The following is an 18,230-nucleotide window of genomic DNA, read 5'->3' as shown; positions in this document are numbered from 1 at the left end:
GCGGCGCTACTTCTTCCCGGCGAGCCGCTCCTGCAGCGCGGCGTCCTTGGCCTCGACCTCGCGGGCCATCTTCTCCCGCTGGGCGCGGACCCGCTCGCCCACGGCGGCGTCGGCGCGGGCGATGATACGGGCGGCGAAGAGGCCGGCGTTCTTGGCCCCCGCCTTGCCGATGCCGAGCGTCCCCACCGGCACGCCGCCCGGCATCATGGCGGTGGCGAGCAGGGCGTCGAGGCCGGAGAGGTCGCTCGCGGCGAGCGGCACCCCGAGCACCGGGAGCTCCGTCTCGGCGGCGACCACGCCGGCGAGGTGGGCGGCGGCGCCGGCCCCGCAGATGACGACCTCGATGCCGCGCCCGGCCGCCTCGCGGGCGTACCGCGCGGTCCGCTCGGGCGTGCGGTGGGCGGAGGAGACGTGCAGCTCGCTCGGGACGCCGAGCTCGTCGAGCGCCTTCCTGGCCTCCGACATCACCTCGAAGTCGGAGTCGGAGCCCATGAGGATGAGGACCTTGGGGTTCATTTGAGGCCGATGTCCTTCCGGTGATGCCGCCCGCGGAACTGGATGCGGGCGGCGGCTTCGTAGGCGCGGGCGCGGGCGTCGCCCATGTCGCGCCCCACGGCGCACACGGTGAGCACGCGGCCGCCGGACGTCACGAGCTGCCCGTCGGTGGTGCGGGAGGTGCCGGCGTGGAAGACCTGCACCCCCTCGCCGAAGGGCCCCTCGGTCCCGGTGATGCCGTCGCCGAGCGTCACCCTGGCCGGATAGCCCTCCGCGGCCAGCACCACCCCGACCGCCGGCCGGGGATCGAGGGCGAGCTCCACGCCCTCGAGATCGCCGTTGGCGGCCGAGAGGAGCACCGGCACGAGGTCGCCGGCCACCCGCATCAGGAGCGGCTGCGTCTCCGGGTCGCCGAGCCGGGCGTTGAACTCCAGCACCCGCGGCCCCTCGGGCGTGAGCATGAGGCCGGCGTAGAGCGCGCCGCGGAACGGCCGGCCGCGGCGGGCGAGCTCGCGCAGGGCGGGCAGGATGACGGTCCGGCGCACCTCCTCGAGGAGCTCCGGCCCCACCTGCGGGGTGGGCGAGAAGGCGCCCATGCCGCCGGTGTTCGGGCCCGCGTCGCCGTCGCCCACCCGCTTGTGGTCCTGGGCGGCCGGCAGCATCACGGCCCGCTCGCCGTCCACGAGGGCGATGCAGCTCGCCTCGGGCCCCTCGAGCCGCTCCTCCACCACCACCCGCGCGCCGGCGGCGCCGTGAACCTGGCCGACCAGCATGTCGCGCAGCGCCGCCTCGGCCTCGGCGACCGAGCCGCAGACCACCACGCCCTTGCCGGCCGCGAGGCCGTCGGCCTTGACCACCACCTGGCCGCCGCGCGCCCGGGCGAACTCGAGCGCGGGGGCGAGCTCGGTGAAGGCCGCGTACGCGGCGGTGGGGATGCCGGCCGCCGCCATCACCTCCTTGGCGAACGCCTTGGAGCCCTCGATCTCGGCCGCGGCGGCGTCGGGGCCGAAGACCGGGATGCCCTCCTGGCGGAGCCGGTCGGCGAGCCCCTTCACGAGCGGCACCTCCGGCCCGACCACCACGAGGTCGATGGCGTCGCCGCGGGCGTACCGCGCGAGCCCCTCCACGTCGTCGGCGGCGATGGCCACGAGCTTCGCCACCTGGGCGATGCCGGGGTTGCCGGGCGCGCAGAGGACGGCCGTCGCGAGGGGGCTCTGCGAGATCTTCCAGGCCAGCGCGTGCTCTCGCGCGCCGGAGCCGACCACCAGGATGCGCATGATGAGTCCCGGTTATCTCACCGCGCGGATTTTTTCCATGCCCTTCTCTTTCGGGGCTAGGATCGCCGCCCCAGGGAAGGTGGCGCGATGGCCGCGATCCTCATCGTCGACGACAACCCGACCATCCGCGCCATCGTGAAGCTGTACCTCGCCGGGCCGGACCGGGAGTTCGCGGAGGCGGCCGACGGCGAGCAGGCGCTGCACCTGGTCCACCGCGAGCGGATGGACCTCGTCATCGTGGACGTGGTGATGCCGCGAAAGGACGGGCTCACCTTCGTCCGCGAGCTCCGCGCCTCGGCGGATCCCCGGGTCCGCGACCTGCCGGTCGTGCTCCTCACGGGGCAGCTCACCGAGGAGGAGGGGGCGCAGCGCACGCAGGAGGTCGGCGCCGACGCCCTGGTGCTGAAGCCGATCACCGGGCCCAGGCTGCAGCAGGCGGTGGACGGCCTGCTGGGAGGGCCGCCCTCCCCGCCGGCGCAGGGCTGACGGCCGGGGACCGGCCGCCGCCCCGCCCGCCGCCGCCCCCTAGTGGCGGAAGTGGCGCATCCCGGTCGCCACCATGGCGATCCCGGCCGCGTCGGCGGCGGCGATCACCTCGGCGTCGCGCATCGAGCCGCCCGGCTGGATGATGGCGGTCGCCCCCGCCGCGATGATCGCCTCGACGCCGTCGGCGAACGGGAAGAAGGCGTCGGAGCCGACCGAGGAGCCCTTCACCGGCAGCTGCGCCTTCATCACGGCGGTCTTCACCGACTCGACCCGGCTCGTCTGCCCGCCGCCGATGGCGGTGGTCCGGTCGCCCTGCGCGAAGACGATGGCGTTCGACTTCACGTGCTTCACCACCTTCCAGGCGAAGAGGAGGTCCCTCCACTCCTGCTCGGTGGGGGCGCGCTTCGTCATCACCCGGCACTCCTCGCGCCGCACCGCCCCGAGGTCGCGGTCCATGACCAGCAGGCCGCCCGGGATGGAGCGCAGCTCGCGGGCCTCCTCGGGCCGCCGCTTCCAGCCCTGGCGCGGCTCGGCGAGCCGCGGGGCCGCGAGCAGGCGCAGGTTCTTCTTCGCCGCGAGCAGCGCGCGCGCCTCGTCGTCGTACCCCGGCGCGATGACGCACTCGAGGAAGAGGTCGGTCAGCTCCTTGGCCGCGGCGGCGTCCACCGCGCGGTTGAGGGCCACGATCCCGCCGAAGGCCGAGACCGGGTCGCAGGCGCGGGCGCGGGCGAAGGCGTCGGCCGGGCTCTGGCCGAGCGACACGCCGCACGGGGTGTTGTGCTTGATGACCACGGCAGCGACCTCGTCGAACTCCTTCACGCAGGCGAGGGCCGACTCGAGATCGACGAGGTTGTTGTAGCTGAGCTCCTTGCCCTGCAGCACGCGGGCGAAGGCCACCGTCGGCTCCTCCGGCTCCTGCCCCGCGCGGTAGAACGCGCCGGCCTGGTGCGGGTTCTCGCCGTAGCGGAGGTCCTGCACCTTCTCGTAGACCGCGGCGAGCGTGCCGGGGAAGTGGGCCGGCTCCGCCGCCGGCGCCTCGCGGGCGGTCAGGTACTCGGAGATGGCGGCGTCGTAGGCGGCGGTGTGCGCGAACGCCTTCTTCATCAGGTAGAAGCGGGTGCCGTCGGAGAGCGCCTTCGCGGCCTCCAGCTCGTCGGCGACGCGGCCGTAGTCGGCCGGGTCCACCACCACGCCCACGTGGGCCGCGTTCTTGGCGGCGCTGCGGACCATGGTGGGGCCGCCGATGTCGATCTCCTCCACGCACTCGGCGAAGGGCTTGCCGGCCGCGACCGCCTGGCGGAACGGGTAGAGGTTCACCACCACGAGGTCGATGGGCGGGATGTCGCGCGTGGCGACGTCGGCCTCGTCGGTGTCGAGGCCGCGGCGGTAGAGGATGCCGCCGTGCACGCGGGGGTGGAGCGTCTTCACGCGGCCGCCCAGGATCTCCGGGGCCTGCGTGTAGGCGCCGACCGAGATCACCGGGACGCCGGCCTGGGAGAGGGCGCGCTCGGTGCCGCCGGTCGAGAGGATCTCGACGCCGAGGGCGGCGAGGCGGCGGGCGAACTCCACGAGCCCGGTCTTGTCCGAGACCGAGAGCAGGGCGCGGCGGACCATGTGAGCACCTCCAGGGGATTGGGGGTGCCACTCTTACCCGCCGCGGCGGCGCGTTTCAAGAACGGCCGGCGCGCCGCCGCCGGCCGGCCCCGCGCGCGGAGGGCCCCTCGACCTCCGGCTGCGGAGGGAGGGACCCCGCCGAAGCTAGTCGAGATCCTCGGCGTCGTCGTACGGCAGCCGCTCGTACGGGCCCTTCACCTGCGGCTCCTCCTCGGTGACGGCCCGCAGCTTCATGAGGCCGCGGGTCTCCACCTGGCGGATCCGCTCGCGGGTGAGGTTCATGATCCCGCCCACCTCCTCGAGCGTGATCCCGCCGCGGTCGGCGACGTCGAGCGCGCAGGTCTCGGCCATCTCCCAGATCTCCTTGTCCGGGAAGTTGAGCTTGATGGAGCCCGTGGCCGGGTTCACGTCCAGGTACAGGTGGTGCTTGCAGGAGACGAACATGCACGGCCGCGGCCCGTTGGCGCACTCGGCGCGCGAGCGCGGCCGGACCGACGCGATCTCCTGGATCACGTCCTGGAGCTCGGAGTCCACGATCCCGAGCGCCCGCTGCTTGCGCAGCTCGCGCGCGATCTCCTTGCGCGACATCGTCTTGGAGCGGCGCCGTCCGCGGCGGCCCTCCTCGAGCTCCTCGCCCGCGACCTCCGGCCCCACCGGCAACTGCTCGTCCCCGTCGTTCCGCCTCGCCTCGCTCATCCCGAGCCTCCCTTCCCACTCACCCGCCCGCTGCCGCGGGCCGTCCTTGCACCTCGACCGGCGCGCCCCGCGCACCGGCCCTAGCTCGCGCGGCTGGCGTCCGGCGACGCCGGAACCACCGCGACCCTCCCGCCCACCTTCTCGATCCGCCGCAGCGCGGTCCTCACCTCGCGCACCGCGCGCGCCAGCTCCTGCTCCACCTCGCGGCGCCGCGGGTGCGCCCGCGCCTTCCGCTCCAGCTCGCCCACCAGGCCGGAGAGGCCCGACTCCACCTCGTCCATGCGCATCCGGAGCGCGACGAAGGAGCCGCGCACGTCCTCGAGCGTGAGCCCCTCGGCCAGCATCCGCTTGATGAGGTCGATCCGGCGCACCACCGAGACCGGGTAGAGCCCGGTCGAGCCGGTGTGCTTCCCCTTCCGCCCCACCCGGCGGCTCCGCGGCAGGAGCCCCGCCTGGACGTACTTGCGGAAGGTGGCCTCGGAGAGCCGCGCCCCGCGCGCCCCGAACAGCTCGACCACCTCCCGGCTGGTGATGCCGGCGGCGCGCTCGCGCTCGATGCGCTCGATCTCGGCCGGTGGAAGGAGGAAGCCCATTTCGGTTGGTGTCGTCGCGTCGAGATCAACTATTCAAAATCAGCCACTGAAAAGTTGACTGCGAAACTAATACACTCAAGTGATCGCGTCAACGGGGAAGCGCCCTGGGGCGGGGCGATGGGGGCGGGAGGGGGGGGCCCGCGCCCCCGGCGGCCGGGTCCCGACGGTCAGGGAGGGGGCGCAGCGGCGCCGCGGCTCGGCGCGGCCTCCTCCCCTCTCCCGCGCCAGCGGCGGAGGGCAGCGAGGGGCGCCGCGGCTCAGCGCTTCAGCGTGGCCGACCAGGTGCGGCGCGCGCCCGGGGCGAGCTCCAGCTCCCGGACGACGCTCGGGAGCCTGGGGTGCGTCAGCTCGATCCGGTGCCGGCCGGGGGCGAGGCGGAGCTGCCGGGGCGTCTCGCCGACCACCTCGCCGTCCACGTGCACCGTGGCCCAGGGCCAGGCGTTCACGGTCAGCGTCGCGGGATCCCGGTCCGTCGCGGCGGGAGGCGACGCGGGGACGAGGGCGGGCGGGGCGGCCGGGCTCGTCGCCGGGGCGCTCGACGGGCGCGGCGCGGCCACGGCGGCGGCGGCATCCGGGCCCGGCGCGGCCACCGCGGTGGGCTCCGGGCTCGCGCCGGTCACGGCAGTGGCCGCGGCCGCCGGGGTGGGCTCGGGGCGCGTCGGCTCTGCCGAGGGCGGGCTCGCCACCGCCGCCGATCCGGCCGGCCTCGGCAGGTCCGCCCGCCTCCGGCCCGGCGCGAGCGCGCGCCACCCGAGCCCGGCCGCGCCGAGGGCGACCAGCGCGCCCGCCGCGAGCAGCGCGGCACGGGGCCGCCGCCGGTCGGCCAGGGTGAGGGTGGGCGCTTCGGTCGGCTCCGCCGGCGCCGCCGCGGCGGGCTCCCCTCCCCCGCGCCGCGCCGCCGGCATCACCGCCGTCCGCTCGCGCCCTCCCGGCGCCTCGGGCTCGGCCTCGGCGCGCCGCGCCCGCGGCAGGGTCGGCCCGGCGGCGCCGTCCGGGAACAGCCGCCGCATCAGCGGACGCAGGTCCACGTCCTCCGGCCGCCACCCCTGGGCGTGGCGCACCTCGGCCAGCTCCCGCTCGAGCGCCTCCGCCGAGCCGGTCCGGCGCGCCGGGTCGCGCGCCAGCGCCGACGCGATCGCCTCGTCGAGCGCCGGCGGGACGAGCTCGTTCCACTCGGACGGGCGCGAGATCGGCTCGCCGGAGGTGACCGCGGCGAGCGTGGCGGCGTCGCCGTCGCGGGCGAAGAGCCGCCGCCCGGCGCACAGCTCCCAGAGCACCACCCCGAGGGCGAAGACGTCGGCGCGGCCGTCCACCGGCTCGGCGCGCGCCTGCTCGGGGGCCATGTACGCGAGCTTCCCCTTGAGCGTGCCCGGCGCCGTGAGCTCGCCCGCGCTCACCGCCCGCGCGATCCCGAAGTCGGCGAGCTTCACCTCTCCCTCGAACGAGACCAGCACGTTCTGCGGCGAGACGTCGCGGTGCACGAGCCCCGCCGGCCGCCCCTCCTCGCGGAGCCGGTGGGCGTAGGCGAGCGCCCGCGCCACCTCGATGCCCACCTGGACCGCTCGCGGCAGCCCGAAGCGCACCCCCTCCGCCCGGCAGCGCTCCACCACCTGCCGCAGGCTGTGGCCGCGCACCAGCTCCATGGCGATGAACCAGCGATCGCCCTCGCGCCCGAAGTCGAGGACCTGGACGATGTTGGCGTGGCCGAGCCGGGAGGCGAGCCGCGCCTCCTGGACGAACATCGCGACCGCGGCGGCGTCGCCGCCCCCGCGCACCACCTTGAGCGCGACCTCCTTCACGAAGCCGCCGGGGCCCGGCAGCTCGGCCCGGTACACGTCGGCCATGCCCCCCGACGCGAGGGGCGCCACGACGCGGTACTTGCCGAAGGTGCCGGGCACGGCCGGCGAGTGTAGCCAAGGGTCCCCGGGGCGGCGAGAAACCGGCTTCACCCACCGTCACCCCGCGAGCGGGCCTGGCGCTCCCGCGCGGCGCGAGGGACGGGACGGCCCGCCCGCGCCGGCCGGCTACCGCGCCCCCGCCGTCCCGGCCGCGAGGCCGGCCGCGCCGGGCGCGTCCTCGACCAGCTCCGCGTCGGCGAACGGCAGGTCCTCCTCGGCGGCCGGCGGCACCGCGGGCGCCGCCCGCGGCGGGACGATGACCGGCGCCGCGAGCCGGGCCTGCGTCCGCGCCCGCGCCCGCTCCACCCGCTCGAGCGCGCCGGCCAGCGCGTCGTCGAGCCACTCGTCCACCGCGCGCCGCTCCTCGGGGGCGGCCGGGTGCCCGTGCGGCCGGAGCGCGTCCCAGAGCGCGCGCCGCAGGTGCTTCACCTCGCGGGCGAGCCGCACCGGGCTCGCGCCCGAGCGGACCAGCACCGCGCAGCGCGCGATCGCCTCGCCGGGACTCCCCTCGGCGAGCCCCGGCAGGTCGCCGCGCAGCGAGAGCGCGAGCTCGCGCAGGAGCGGGCCGACGGCGAAGCCGAGCGCCGGCTCGGACGGCCCGAGCTCCGAGGTCACGGCCCGCCGCCAGGCGGCCTGGACCTCGGCCCGCCGTTCGTCGATGGAGAGTCCCAGCCCCGCTGAAGTCACGTTGCCTCCGGCCGGGTCGCGCGCCGCGGCGCCGCGCCCGTTCCCCCTGACCTAGCAAGGCGCCTGCCACGGCGCCCGGCGCCCGGCGCGGCCCCCGCGCGCCGGGGCGACGTCCCGCGGCGCGGACCGGAGGGGAAGACCTTTTCCCATCCGGCGAAGGCGTTCGCCCTGGCAGCGCCCGGAGCCACGCCCTCCCCCGCGACGCCCGGCCGCTCGCTTCCGCCCCCGCGGGGCGCCGGGAAAGCGCGCCGGCGGCCGTTTCGCCGCGAGACCGCACGCCGCCCGGGCGGGCGCGGGAGGTGGCAAGCCGCTTGCTCCTGCCCAGGCGCACCGATGACCTACTACGGCTTCCTCGCGACGCACGTCCCTCCGCAGCGCCTCCTCACCACGGCCGCGCTCAAGGCCTACCGCGCCGCGAGGAACCGGCTCGTGGTGCGGCCGTACGCCCCGGCGCGGGACGAGCTCCTCGACACCTTCGGCTGCGCCGGCCCGCAGGAGCTGGCGCGCCGCCTCGCCATCCGCCCGCCCATGGCCCTGGCACGCGACCGCGGCGGGGTCCCGGAGGCGCTGGAGCGGTTCTTCCCCGGCGAGCGCGAGCGGGCGGTCGCCCGCGCCGAGGCGGCGGCCCGCGGAGAGGTGCTGGTGTTCGGGCGCCGGACGGGGGTGGCCCGGACGGGCGGCGGGACCGACTGGCAGCGCGACCCGGTCCGCGGCGGCCACTACGCGGCCTGGGCGCCGTCCGAGGCGCTGCCGCCGGCGCCGGGCTGCGACATCAAGAACCCGTGGGCGGTCGGCCGGGGCGATCAGTGGGTGGCGCTCGCCTGCGGCGCGGTGGCCGAGCCGCGCGAGGCGAGCCGGTTCGCCGCCGCGTTCGTGGCCGGCGTGCGCGACTTCGCCGCCCAGAACCCGGTCGGGCGCGGCGTGCAGTGGGCCTGCCCGATGGAGGCCGGGCTGCGGATGCTCAACGTGGCGCAGGCGCACGTCCTCCTGCGCGGCGCGCGCGCGCTCGAGGACCCGGGCTACGCGCTCGACCTGGCGCGGCTCGCGGTCGCGACCGGGCGCTACATCGCCGATCGGCTCGAGGACTCGACGGCCGTCCCCAACAACCACCTCGCGGCCGACTGGCTCGGCCTCCTGGTCTGCGGGCTGTTCCTGCCCGAGTGGCCGGAGGCGGAGCGCTGGCGCGAGGCGGCGGTGGTCGGGCTCCGGCGCGAGCTGCGCGCGCAGACCCACGACGACGGCCTCTCCTTCGAGGGATCGGCCACCTACCACCGGCTCGCGCTCGAGCTCTTCACCGCCGCCGGGCTGCTCTGCCGCGCCAGCCACCTGGCGCTCGGGGCCGGGTACTGGCGGCGGCTCGGGGCGATGTTCCGCGCCCTGCGGGGCCTGCTCTGCGAGAACGGCGAGCTGCCGCAGCTCGGCGACAACGACTCGGGCCGCATCTTCGCCTTCCACGAGCGCGGCGGGCTCGAGGGCGGCTACCTCCTGCCCATCGGGGCGGCCCTGCTGCGCGACCCGGCCCTCCGGCTGAAGGACGGCGCCGCGTTCTCCGAGGAGGTGCTCTGGCTCTTCGGCCCCGCCGCCCTCAAGGGGCTCGCCGCGGCGCCCGCGGGACCGCCCGCGGGGAGCGTCACCTTCCCGCAGGGCGGGTTCCACCTCCTCCGCCGCGGCCGGCTGGAGGCGGCCGTCTCGTGCGGCCCGAACGGCCAGCGCGGCGTGGGCGGCCACTCGCACAACGACAAGCTCGCCTTCGAGCTGCGCCACGCGGGGGAGCTCCTCATCTGCGACCCGGGCAGCCTCAGCTACACGGCCGACCCCGAGGTGCGGAACGCCTTCCGCTCCACGCGGGCGCACGCCACGCTCACGCTCGACGGCGCCGAGCAGAACCCGCTGCCCCCGGGGCGGCTCTTCGCCCTGCCCGACGAGGCGCAGGCCCGCAGCCTCGGGCTCGACTCGAACGGCCGCTTCGAGCGGTTCAGCGGCGAGCACCGCGGCTACGCGCGGCTCGGGGTGGTGCACCGGCGCGAGCTGCTCCTGGGGGAGGAGCTGCTGCTCCTCGTGGACGAGCTCGAGGGGGATGGCTGGCACCGGGTCGAGGCGCGCTTCCCGCTGCCGCACCGCGAGGCCCGGGTCCGGACGCCGACCCCCGCCGAGCGCGAGCGGCTCGCGCGGCTGGGCCACCCGGCGCCGGAGGCGCTCGAGAAGGCGCTCGCGGTCGAGATCGGCCCGGAGGGCGCGGCCCGCGCGCTGCTGGTGCTCGATCGCCAGGAGAGCTTCACGCTGTCGCTCGCGCCGTCCACCTACTCCCCGGGGTACGGGGAGGCGGTGGAGGCCTGCACGGTGGTCTGGGCGGGGCAGCTCGCCTGCCCCGGCCGGCTGCGCGCGGCGGTGCTGCCGCTGTGAGGACCATGGAGCAGCAGGGGGACGACATGGAGACGGTGGGTGGGGTGGACGCCGGGCTGCACGGCCGCGTGGCGGCGCGGGAGGCCGTGGTGGGCGTGGTGGGGCTCGGCTACGTGGGGCTGCCGCTGGCGCTCACCTTCGCGGGCAAGGGGCTCGCGGCGCTGGGCGTGGACGTGGACCCGGAGAAGCCGCGCGCCCTCGCGGCCGGCAAGAGCTACATCAAGCACGTCCCGGCCGACGCGATCGCCGGCGCGGTGCGGGCGGGGCGCCTCTCGGCGACCAGCGACTTCGCCGCGCTGCGCGGCTGCGACGCGGTGGTGATCTGCGTGCCGACGCCGCTCACGCCGGAGCGCGAGCCGGACCTCTCGTTCGTCACCCGGACCGGCGAGGCGATCGCCCCGCACCTGCGCGCCGGGCAGCTCGTGGTCCTCGAGTCCACCACCTGGCCCGGCACCACCGACGAGGTGCTCCGGCCCATCCTGGAGCGCGGCAGCGGCCTCGAGGCCGGGCGCGACTTCTTCCTGGCCTTCTCGCCCGAGCGCGAGAACCCGGGCTCCGGCGTCCAGACGCACACCATCCCGAAGGTGGTCGGCGGGCTGACGCCCCGCTGCCTGGAGGCGGCGCTCGCGCTCTACGGCGCCGCGTTCGAGCGGGTCGTGCCGGTGAGCTCGACCCGCGTCGCCGAGACCACGAAGCTCCTCGAGAACATCTTCCGGTCGGTGAACATCGCGCTGGTGAACGAGCTCAAGATGCTCTGCGACCGGATGGGCATGGACGTCTGGGAGGTGATCGAGGCGGCCAGCACCAAGCCCTTCGGCTTCATGCCCTTCCAGCCGGGGCCGGGCCTCGGCGGCCACTGCATCCCCATCGACCCCTTCTACCTCACCTGGAAGGCGCGCCAGTTCGAGTTCCAGACCCGCTTCATCGAGCTCGCCGGCGAGATCAACACCGCCATGCCCCACTACGTGGTGCAGCGGACGATGGAGGCGCTCAACGACCGCGGGCTGGCGCTCAAGGGGGCGAGGATCCTGGTCCTCGGCATCGCCTACAAGCGGGACGTGGACGACATGCGCGAGAGCCCGGCCATCCGGCTCATCGAGCTGCTGCAGGCGCGCGGCGCGCAGGTGGTCTACCACGACCCCTTCGTGCCCCGGGTCCCGCGGATGCGCCACCACTCGCTCGACATGGTGAGCGTGCCCCTCACCGACGAGGCCCTCGCCGGCTCGGACGCCGTCCTCATCGCCACCGACCACTCCGAGGTGGACTACGCCCGGGTGGTGGAGCGGAGCGCGCTCGTGGTGGACACGCGCAACGCCTGCCGGGGCGTCAAGGCCGGCCGCGAAAAGATCGTCAAGGCGTGAGCCCCGGCGCAGCCGTGGCGTGAGCCCCGGCGCAGCCGTGGCGTGAGCCGCGGCGCAGCCGTGGCGTAGCCCAGGCGTGCGCCCCGGCGGAGGCGCGGCCGACGGCCGGCGGGGGGCGCGGGCCGGCGCCGCGCTAGACTAGGGGCGTGCTCGCCACCGCGATCCTCTCCGCCGCCCTCCTCGCCGCGCCCGCCCCGGACGCCCGCCTCGCCGTCCTCGACGCCATGAAGGCGGAGCTCGGCCGCTCCATGGAGCGGCTGCGCCTCTCGGGCTTCGACGCCCCCTACTTCATCGCCTACCAGGTCCGCGACCACCGGGCCGAGGAGGTGACCGGGCGCTTCGGCGCGGTCTTCGACGACCAGTCGCGGCACGAGCGGCGGCTGGGCGCCGACGTCCGGGTGGGCGACTACGCGCTCGACTCCTCCGGCGCGCAGGACGACCTGTCCATCTTCATCGGCCCCGAGCAGCAGACCTGGTACGCGCCGCGCGAGGCGCCGGTGGACGACGACCCGCTCGCGCTCCGCAGCGCCCTCTGGCTCGTCACCGACGAGAAGTACAAGGAGGCGCTCAGCACCTGGTTCAAGAAGAAGTCGCGCGCCGTCTACCGCGCCGACGAGGCCGACCGCGCCGCCAGCCTCACCCGCGAGGCGCCGCAGGCGCACGTGGACCCGCCGCTGGCGTTCCCCTTCGACCGGGCCCGCTGGCGCGGCGAGGTGCGCGCCCTCTCGGCGCTGTTCCGGGAGCACCCGGCCGTCTTCGACTCGAGCGTGAAGGTCACCGCCGACAAGCACGCGCGCTGGATCGCCACCAGCGAGGGCACGGCGCTCCTCACCGAGGAGGTGCTCTACGCCGTCCACGTGCAGGCCAACGCGCGCGCCGTGGACGGCCAGCTCCTCGAGGACAGCCGCGACTTCTACGCGCGCACCGAGGGCGGGCTCCCCTCCCCGGAGGCGCTGCGCACCGAGACCCGCGCCCTCGTCGCCGAGCTCGAGGCGCTGCGCACGGCGCCGGTGGTGGACCCGTACACCGGCCCCGCCATCCTGGCGCCCGAGGCGGCCGGGGTGCTCTTCCACGAGGCGGTGGGGCACCGGCTCGAGGGCGAGCGGCAGGACGACGACAAGGGCGGGCAGACCTTCAAGGGGCAGATCGGCCGGGACATCCTCCCCTCCTTCCTGACGGTGGTGGACGACCCGACGCTCGCCGCCGCCGGGGGCACCGCGCTGAACGGCTTCTACGACTACGACGACCAGGGGGTCCCGGCGCAGCGGACGGTGCTGGTGAAGGACGGCCGGCTCGAGGCCTACCTCCTCTCGCGCAAGCCGGTGAAGCCGTTCACCCACAGCAACGGGCACGGCCGCAGCCAGGCGGGCCGGCCGCCGGTGGCGCGGATGTCGAACCTGCTCGTCCTCTCCGCGCGCACCGTGCCGTGGGCCGAGCTGAAGCGCCGGCTCCTCGAGGAGGCGCGGCGCCAGGGGAAGCCCTACGGGCTCATCGTGAAGGACATCTCGGGCGGGAACACCAACACCGCGTCCTTCGGCTACCAGGCGTTCAAGGGGACGCCGCGGCTCCTCTACCGGGTGGACGTGGCGACCGGCCGGGAGGAGCTGGTGCGCGGGGTGGAGATGGTCGGGACCCCGCTCACGAGCGTGAACAAGGTGCTCGCCACCTCCGACCGGCCGCAGGCCTTCAACGGCTTCTGCGGCGCGGAGAGCGGCTACGTCCCGGTCTCGACGGTGGCGCCGGCGGTGCTGGTCGGGGAGATCGAGCTGCAGCGGGTGGCGCAGGCCTTCGAGCGCAGCCCCATCCTGCCGAGCCCGTGGGCGGCGCCGCGCTGAGAGCCTGTGAAGAAATCCCCTCCCGTCGCCACGGCGAACGATCCGCGTCGCATCGCCGCGTTGCTCCTCCCTCACATACCTTCCGGTATGCTCGGTCGTCGCGCCTTGCGCTGCTCGCGTCTCGCTCGCCTGGCTCGGTCCGAGGATTCCCTCACAGGCTCTGAGCCGCCGGCGCGGCGGGGGGCCTAGCGCTCCTTCCAGCCGTGCCAGACGATGTACTTGCGGAAGTCCGACTCGAACTCGTCCGGCGCGATGCCGATGGCGCTCTGGAAGGCGGCGTTGAAGAGCTTGCCGCGGTTCATCTCGTCGAGGAGGTGCTTCACCCGATCCATGCCGTAGCGGTCGAGCAGGAACTGGAAGGCCCAGTGGGCGGAGGCGTACACCACCTCCTGGTCCGACTGGTAGAGGGGCTCCGGGTCGCTCACCGGGTCGCCGTTGGGCCGGACCGCGGTCGGCGCCGCGACCTCGCCGCCGGCGCCGTCGCCGCTCCCGGAGAGCGGGCTCGACGACACGTAGAACCGGTAGATGAACTCGGGGTCCTTGCGCCGGTGCCCCTGGTCGGCCGCCACGCTCGCCATCCCCTCGCGGAACCAGAGCGGGATGCCCTTGTACGGCCAGGACCACTCGCTGCCGGCGAGCTGGTACATGACGCAGTGGGTGAGCTCGTGGGTGACGAGCTCCTCGACGTCCTTCTGGCTCGGCCCGACGAGGAGCGACCAGCTCCGCGGCGACTGCAGGTCGATGGTGTCGTAGCGCGCCCAGGCCCGGAGCCAGCCGTAGCCCTCGCGGTAGATGGCCGCCTCGAACGCCTCGTGCGACGGGTAGAGCGTGATGGTGACCGGCGCGCCCAGGGCGCCCCAGGGCCGGAGCCGCTCGAGCGCCCCCGGCAGCGCCTGGACCACCTGATCGGCGGCGCCGGCGTCCTCGGGCCAGAACTGGACCCGCACCGTCTGCCCGCCCTCGGTGACGGTCTGGCTGCGCAGCGACTCCTTGCCGCGGTAGCGGGGAGCGCACGCGGCCGCGAGCAGGCAGAGGCAGGCGAGGGCGGTGCGCATCCGGGGGACGTTTTAGCCCCCGCGGCGAGCCGAACGCAAGCCCGCCCGGACGCCCGTCCCGGCCGCCGCCGCCCCTCGCCCGCGGTGGGTCAGGCCAGCTCGAGCAGCAGCGGCGCCACCCGGGTCAGATCGGACACAGCGTCAATCCGCCCGGCCGCCGGCCCGAAGCCGAGCACCGGCACCTCGGCGAGCGTGTGGCCGCGGGAGGAGAGATCCTCGAGGTTCCCGTGATCGCTCGTGACGAGGAGCGAGTCGTCCGGCCCGAGCGCCGCCACCACCGCCCGCAGGAACCGGTCGAGCCGGCCCAGGCAGTCGAGCGCCTGCTCGCTCGATCGCGCGTGCCCCGCCTCGTCGGTCTCGAAGAACTCGAGGAGGACGAGGTCGTGGGCGCGCAGGAGCGCGGTCGCGATCCCGGCCGCCTGCTCCGGCGAGCGCGGCGGCAGGCCGGCCCCGAGCCGGTTGGCCCGGACCCCGGTCAGATCCGGGGTGAGCGCCCGCCCCTGGCGCGCGTCCTCCCAGGTCGCGAGCCGCGCGCCGGGCGCGGCCGAGAAGGCGACGGTGGTCGCGGAGGCGCGAAGCTTGCGGCGTGCCGGGAGCTCCCACTCCGGCTCGCCGTCGCAGGGGAAGCCGAGCGCCCGCAGGTAGGCGACGGGGTAGGCGTTCGCGAACGCGGCCCGCTTCCCCCGCGAGGCCAGCGTGGCGAACAGCGAGCGCGCCTCGATGAAGGCCCGCAGCGCCGGCGTGGGGAAGCCGAGCAGGTGCCGCCCCATGGCGGCCGCGGCGTTCTCTCCGGTGAGGAGGGTCGCCTGGCCGGTGGCCGACTGCGGCCGTCCCGGGACCCCCAGCCGGGCGTCGGCGAGCCGGGCGCGGCCTCCGCGGGGCAGCGGCGCCCCGCTCCCGTCGGCGAAGCGGGACAGGAGGAACGGCGCGCGGGCGAGCGGGTTCACCGCCGGGTCGGGAGCCCCGGCACCCACACCGTCCACGAAGACGAAGAGGACGCCCATGCCGTGCCCCGATTAACTAGCAGAGGAGAGCGCCCGCATGCCACGCCTCCCCGAGCCGCGCTTCGTGCCCGACTGCGCCATCCTGGTGGACGGCGTCGAGGTCCCGGCGCGGGCGGGAGAGAGCGTCGCGGTGGCGCTGGTGGCCGCGGGGCGGCCGCTCGTGTCGCGGAGCTACAAGTACCACCGCCCGCGCGGCCCCTTCTGCCTCGCCGGGAGCTGCGGCAGCTGCCTCGCGCGCGTGGACGGGCAGCCGAGCCTGCGCACCTGCCGCGTGGCCTGCCGGGACGGGCTGCGGGTGGAGACGCAGAACGCCTTCCCGAGCGCCCGCCACGACCTCCTCGCCGTCGTGGACCGCGCGACGCCGCACGGCCTCGACCACCACCACCTCCTCACCTCCCCGGTCGCGCTCAACCGCGTGGTGGTGGAGGTCTCGCGCCGGCTCGCCGGGCTCGGCCGGCTCCCCGACCGCGCCCCGGGGCCCTTTCCGGCGGCGACGCTCGAGACCTTCGACGCGCTGGTGGTGGGGGCCGGACCGGCCGGGCTGGGCGCCGCCGAGGCGCTCGCGGCGGCGGGCCGGAGGGTGCTGGTCGCGGAGCAGGCGCCGCGCGCCGGCGGCCGGCTCCGGGCCGGGCTGCCCCTGCGAGGCGAGCCGCCCCTCGCGTGGGCGGCGGAGGTGGAGGGCGCGGTCGGCCGCGCGGGCGGCGAGCTCGCGCTCGCGACCGCCGCGCTCGGGCTGTGGCGCGACGGCGGGAGCCCGATCGCGGCCCTCGCCGCGGAGGCGCCCCCGCGGCTGCGGCTGGTCCGCGCGAGCGTCCTGGTCCTCGCGACCGGCGGCACCGCCGTCCCGCCCGTCTTCCCCGGCAACGACGTCCCCGGGATCTTCGCGGGCCGGGCGCTCGCGGTGGCGCGCGCCGAGCACGGGCTCCTCCCCGGCGCGCGCTGCCTCGTCCTCGGCGAGGGGGAGGAGGCGGCCGCGGTGGCGGCGCGGCTCGCCGGCGGCGGGCTCGAGGTGGTGGCGCGCCCGGGGCCGGCCCTCCTCGCCCGCGGCCGCGCCCGGGTGCGCGCCGTCGAGCTCGCGGGCGAGCGGCTCCGCTGCGACGCCGTGGCCTGGGTGACGCCGCCCGCGCCGGCGGCGGAGCTCGCGCGCGAGCTCGGCGCCCGGCTGGAGCTCCTCCCCGCGCTCTCCGCCTTCGCCGTCGCGGTGGACGCCGAGGGGCGCACCGGGGTGCCGGGGCTGTTCGCCGCGGGCGAGGTCACCGGGCCCCTGGACGGCGCGGCCGCGGCCGCCGCCGGCCGCCGCGCCGGGGAGGCGGCCCTCCGTGGCTAGGACCGTGCTCTGCGCCTGCGAGGACGTCACCCTCGAGGAGGTGCGCCGCGCCTTCGCCGAGGGGCACCGGGACCTCGAGTCGGTGAAGCGGTACACCGGCTTCGGGACCGGGCCGTGCCAGGGGAAGAGCTGCCTCGCGGCGGTCGCGGGCGAGCTCCTCCGGCTCGGCGCCACCCCGGCCGAGATCGCGCCGTTCACCGCGCGCCCGCCGCTCCAGCCCACGCCGCTCGCGCTCCTCGCCACCGCCGACCCGGGCGCGCTTCCGCTCGACCCCGGCGTCCCGCCGCCCGCCGCCGGCCCTCGCCCCCGTCCCCAGGGCGGCCCCCTGCCCGAGCGCGCCCGGGTGGTGATCGTGGGCGGCGGCATCATGGGGCTCGGCCTCGCCTACCAGCTCTGCCGGCGCGGGGAGCGGGACGTCCTCGTGCTCGAGGCGGGCTACCTCAACGCCGGCGCGTCCGGGCGGAACGGCGGCGGGGTGCGCGCGCAGTGGTCCACCCCCACGATGATCCGGCTGGCGCGCCGCTCCCTCGCGCTCTGCCGCTCGTTCGCCGCCGACATGGGCGTGAACGTCTGGTTCCGGCCGGGCGGGTACCTGTTCCTCGCCCCTACCGCCGAGCAGGTGGCGCGGCTCGAGCGGAACGCGGCCCTCCACCGGGCCCACGGGCTCGCCACGCGCGTCATCGACCCGGAGGAGGCGGCGCGGATCGTGCCCGAGCTCGACCGGCGCCGCTTCCTGGCCGCCTCCTGGAACCCCGACGACGGGGTGGTGTTCCCCTGGCCCTTCCTCTGGGGCTACGCCAGCCGGGCGGCGGCGCTCGGGGCCCGGATCCGCACCTTCACCCGCGTCACCGGCTTCGAGCGCGAGGGGCGCCGGCTCACCGCGGTGCGGACCGACGCCGGGCGGGTGACCTGCGAGGTGGTGGTGAACGCGGCCGGGGCGTGGAGCAAGGAGGTGGCCGCGCTCGCGGGCGTGCCGCTCCCGAACCGGCCCACCCGCCACGAGATCCTGGTGACCGAGCCGCTCAAGCCCTGGCTCGGCCCGCTCGTGTCGGTGCTCGGGAACGGGCTCTACTTCTCGCAGTCGCAGCGCGGCGAGCTCGTGGGCGGGATGGGCGACCCGGACGAGCCGGAGGGCGTGGTGAGCGGCTCGACCCTCCGCTTCCTCTCCCGCTTCGCCCGGGCGGCGCTGGAGTGCGTGCCCCGGCTCGCGGGCGTGAAGGTGGTCCGGCAGTGGGCCGGCTGCTACGACGTCACGCCGGACAACAACCCGGTGCTGGGCGCCGCCGGGTTCGACAACTTCCTCCAGCTCTCCGGCTTCGTGGGCCACGGGTTCATGATGGCCCCGGCGGTCACCGAGGCGATGGCCGCCTGGATGACGGGCGGCGAGGAGGACGAGATCTTCCGGCGCTTCACCCTGGCCCGCTTCGAGCGCGGCGAGACCGCGCGCGAGGACTTCATCATCGGGTAAGCTCGCCTCCTCACGACGACACGGAAGGGAC

Annotated in this window: 15 protein-coding genes; 6 read left to right on the top strand and 9 right to left on the bottom strand. The window is 76.3% G+C overall.

The features are described from left to right. Window positions 1-6 precede the first annotated feature (6 nt). Both purE and purD read right to left on the bottom strand, forming a co-directional pair. On the bottom strand, window positions 7-516 hold the full coding sequence (gene purE, locus AMPC_RS01370; protein WP_248343756.1) for a 5-(carboxyamino)imidazole ribonucleotide mutase: 510 nt from the start codon (window positions 514-516) through the stop codon (window positions 7-9). Next, complete coding sequence (gene purD, locus AMPC_RS01365; RefSeq protein ID WP_248343755.1) at window positions 513-1,772, bottom strand: phosphoribosylamine--glycine ligase; 1,260 nt, start codon at window positions 1,770-1,772, stop codon at window positions 513-515. The genes purE and purD overlap by 4 nt, the downstream gene beginning before the upstream one ends. An 87-nt stretch (window positions 1,773-1,859) precedes the next feature. Here purD and AMPC_RS01360 point away from each other — a divergent pair, with 87 nt between their 5' ends. Next, window positions 1,860-2,258, top strand: coding sequence for a response regulator (locus AMPC_RS01360; RefSeq protein WP_248343754.1), 399 nt, complete (start codon window positions 1,860-1,862; stop codon window positions 2,256-2,258). 39 nt (window positions 2,259-2,297) lie between these two features. On the opposite strand, the gene purH is transcribed toward AMPC_RS01360, so the two are convergent. The 5 genes from purH to AMPC_RS01335 form a co-directional block, all read right to left on the bottom strand. Then, window positions 2,298-3,872 (bottom strand): bifunctional phosphoribosylaminoimidazolecarboxamide formyltransferase/IMP cyclohydrolase, encoded by a 1,575-nt coding sequence (gene purH, locus AMPC_RS01355; RefSeq protein WP_248343753.1) that lies wholly within the window; start codon window positions 3,870-3,872, stop codon window positions 2,298-2,300. A 144-nt stretch (window positions 3,873-4,016) separates the two neighbouring features. Continuing rightward, window positions 4,017-4,568: a sigma factor-like helix-turn-helix DNA-binding protein gene (locus AMPC_RS01350; RefSeq protein ID WP_248343752.1), complete on the bottom strand. Its 552-nt coding sequence runs from the start codon at window positions 4,566-4,568 to the stop codon at window positions 4,017-4,019. Between the two features lie 80 nt (window positions 4,569-4,648). Continuing rightward, entirely contained in the window at window positions 4,649-5,161 is a 513-nt protein-coding gene (locus AMPC_RS01345; RefSeq protein ID WP_248343751.1) for a MerR family transcriptional regulator, read from the bottom strand. A 257-nt stretch (window positions 5,162-5,418) separates the two neighbouring features. Continuing rightward, window positions 5,419-7,059: a serine/threonine-protein kinase gene (locus tag AMPC_RS01340; RefSeq protein WP_248343750.1), complete on the bottom strand. Its 1,641-nt coding sequence runs from the start codon at window positions 7,057-7,059 to the stop codon at window positions 5,419-5,421. 126 nt (window positions 7,060-7,185) lie between these two features. Beyond that, window positions 7,186-7,746 carry a hypothetical protein gene (locus AMPC_RS01335; protein WP_248343749.1) on the bottom strand — a complete coding sequence of 187 codons (561 nt, stop codon included), beginning with the start codon at window positions 7,744-7,746 and terminating at the stop codon, window positions 7,186-7,188. A 333-nt stretch (window positions 7,747-8,079) separates the two neighbouring features. Here AMPC_RS01335 and AMPC_RS01330 point away from each other — a divergent pair, with 333 nt between their 5' ends. The 3 genes from AMPC_RS01330 to AMPC_RS01320 all read left to right on the top strand — a co-directional run bounded on the left by AMPC_RS01330 (window position 8,080) and on the right by AMPC_RS01320 (window position 13,345). Beyond that, on the top strand, window positions 8,080-10,149 hold the full coding sequence (locus tag AMPC_RS01330) for an alginate lyase family protein (protein WP_248343748.1): 2,070 nt from the start codon (window positions 8,080-8,082) through the stop codon (window positions 10,147-10,149). 5 nt (window positions 10,150-10,154) lie between these two features. Further along, window positions 10,155-11,510 carry a nucleotide sugar dehydrogenase gene (locus AMPC_RS01325; RefSeq protein WP_318654308.1) on the top strand — a complete coding sequence of 452 codons (1,356 nt, stop codon included), beginning with the start codon at window positions 10,155-10,157 and terminating at the stop codon, window positions 11,508-11,510. A 146-nt stretch (window positions 11,511-11,656) separates the two neighbouring features. Continuing rightward, a complete protein-coding gene (locus AMPC_RS01320; RefSeq protein ID WP_248343747.1) occupies window positions 11,657-13,345 on the top strand; it encodes a TldD/PmbA family protein in 1,689 nt (562 codons plus the stop codon). A 185-nt stretch (window positions 13,346-13,530) separates the two neighbouring features. On the opposite strand, the gene AMPC_RS01315 is transcribed toward AMPC_RS01320, so the two are convergent. Beyond that, complete coding sequence (locus tag AMPC_RS01315; protein WP_248343746.1) at window positions 13,531-14,400, bottom strand: hypothetical protein; 870 nt, start codon at window positions 14,398-14,400, stop codon at window positions 13,531-13,533. 89 nt (window positions 14,401-14,489) lie between these two features. Then, entirely contained in the window at window positions 14,490-15,404 is a 915-nt protein-coding gene (locus AMPC_RS01310; RefSeq protein ID WP_248343745.1) for an alkaline phosphatase family protein, read from the bottom strand. Window positions 15,405-15,441: 37 nt separating this feature from the next. On the opposite strand from AMPC_RS01310, the gene AMPC_RS20520 reads away from it, so the two are divergent. Both AMPC_RS20520 and AMPC_RS01290 read left to right on the top strand, forming a co-directional pair. Next, window positions 15,442-16,731: a 2Fe-2S iron-sulfur cluster-binding protein gene (locus AMPC_RS20520; protein WP_318654307.1), complete on the top strand. Its 1,290-nt coding sequence runs from the start codon at window positions 15,442-15,444 to the stop codon at window positions 16,729-16,731. After that, entirely contained in the window at window positions 16,724-18,199 is a 1,476-nt protein-coding gene (locus AMPC_RS01290) for an FAD-dependent oxidoreductase (protein WP_248343744.1), read from the top strand. Before AMPC_RS20520 ends, AMPC_RS01290 begins: the two co-directional genes overlap by 8 nt. Window positions 18,200-18,230: the final 31 nt, after the last annotated feature.

Origin of the sequence: Anaeromyxobacter paludicola (assembly GCF_023169965.1) — a bacterium.
Taxonomy (GTDB): Bacteria; Myxococcota; Myxococcia; order Myxococcales; family Anaeromyxobacteraceae; genus Anaeromyxobacter_B; species Anaeromyxobacter_B paludicola.
Note: the sequence above shows the minus strand (reverse complement) of the source record. Positions and strands in the feature narration are given on the sequence as shown.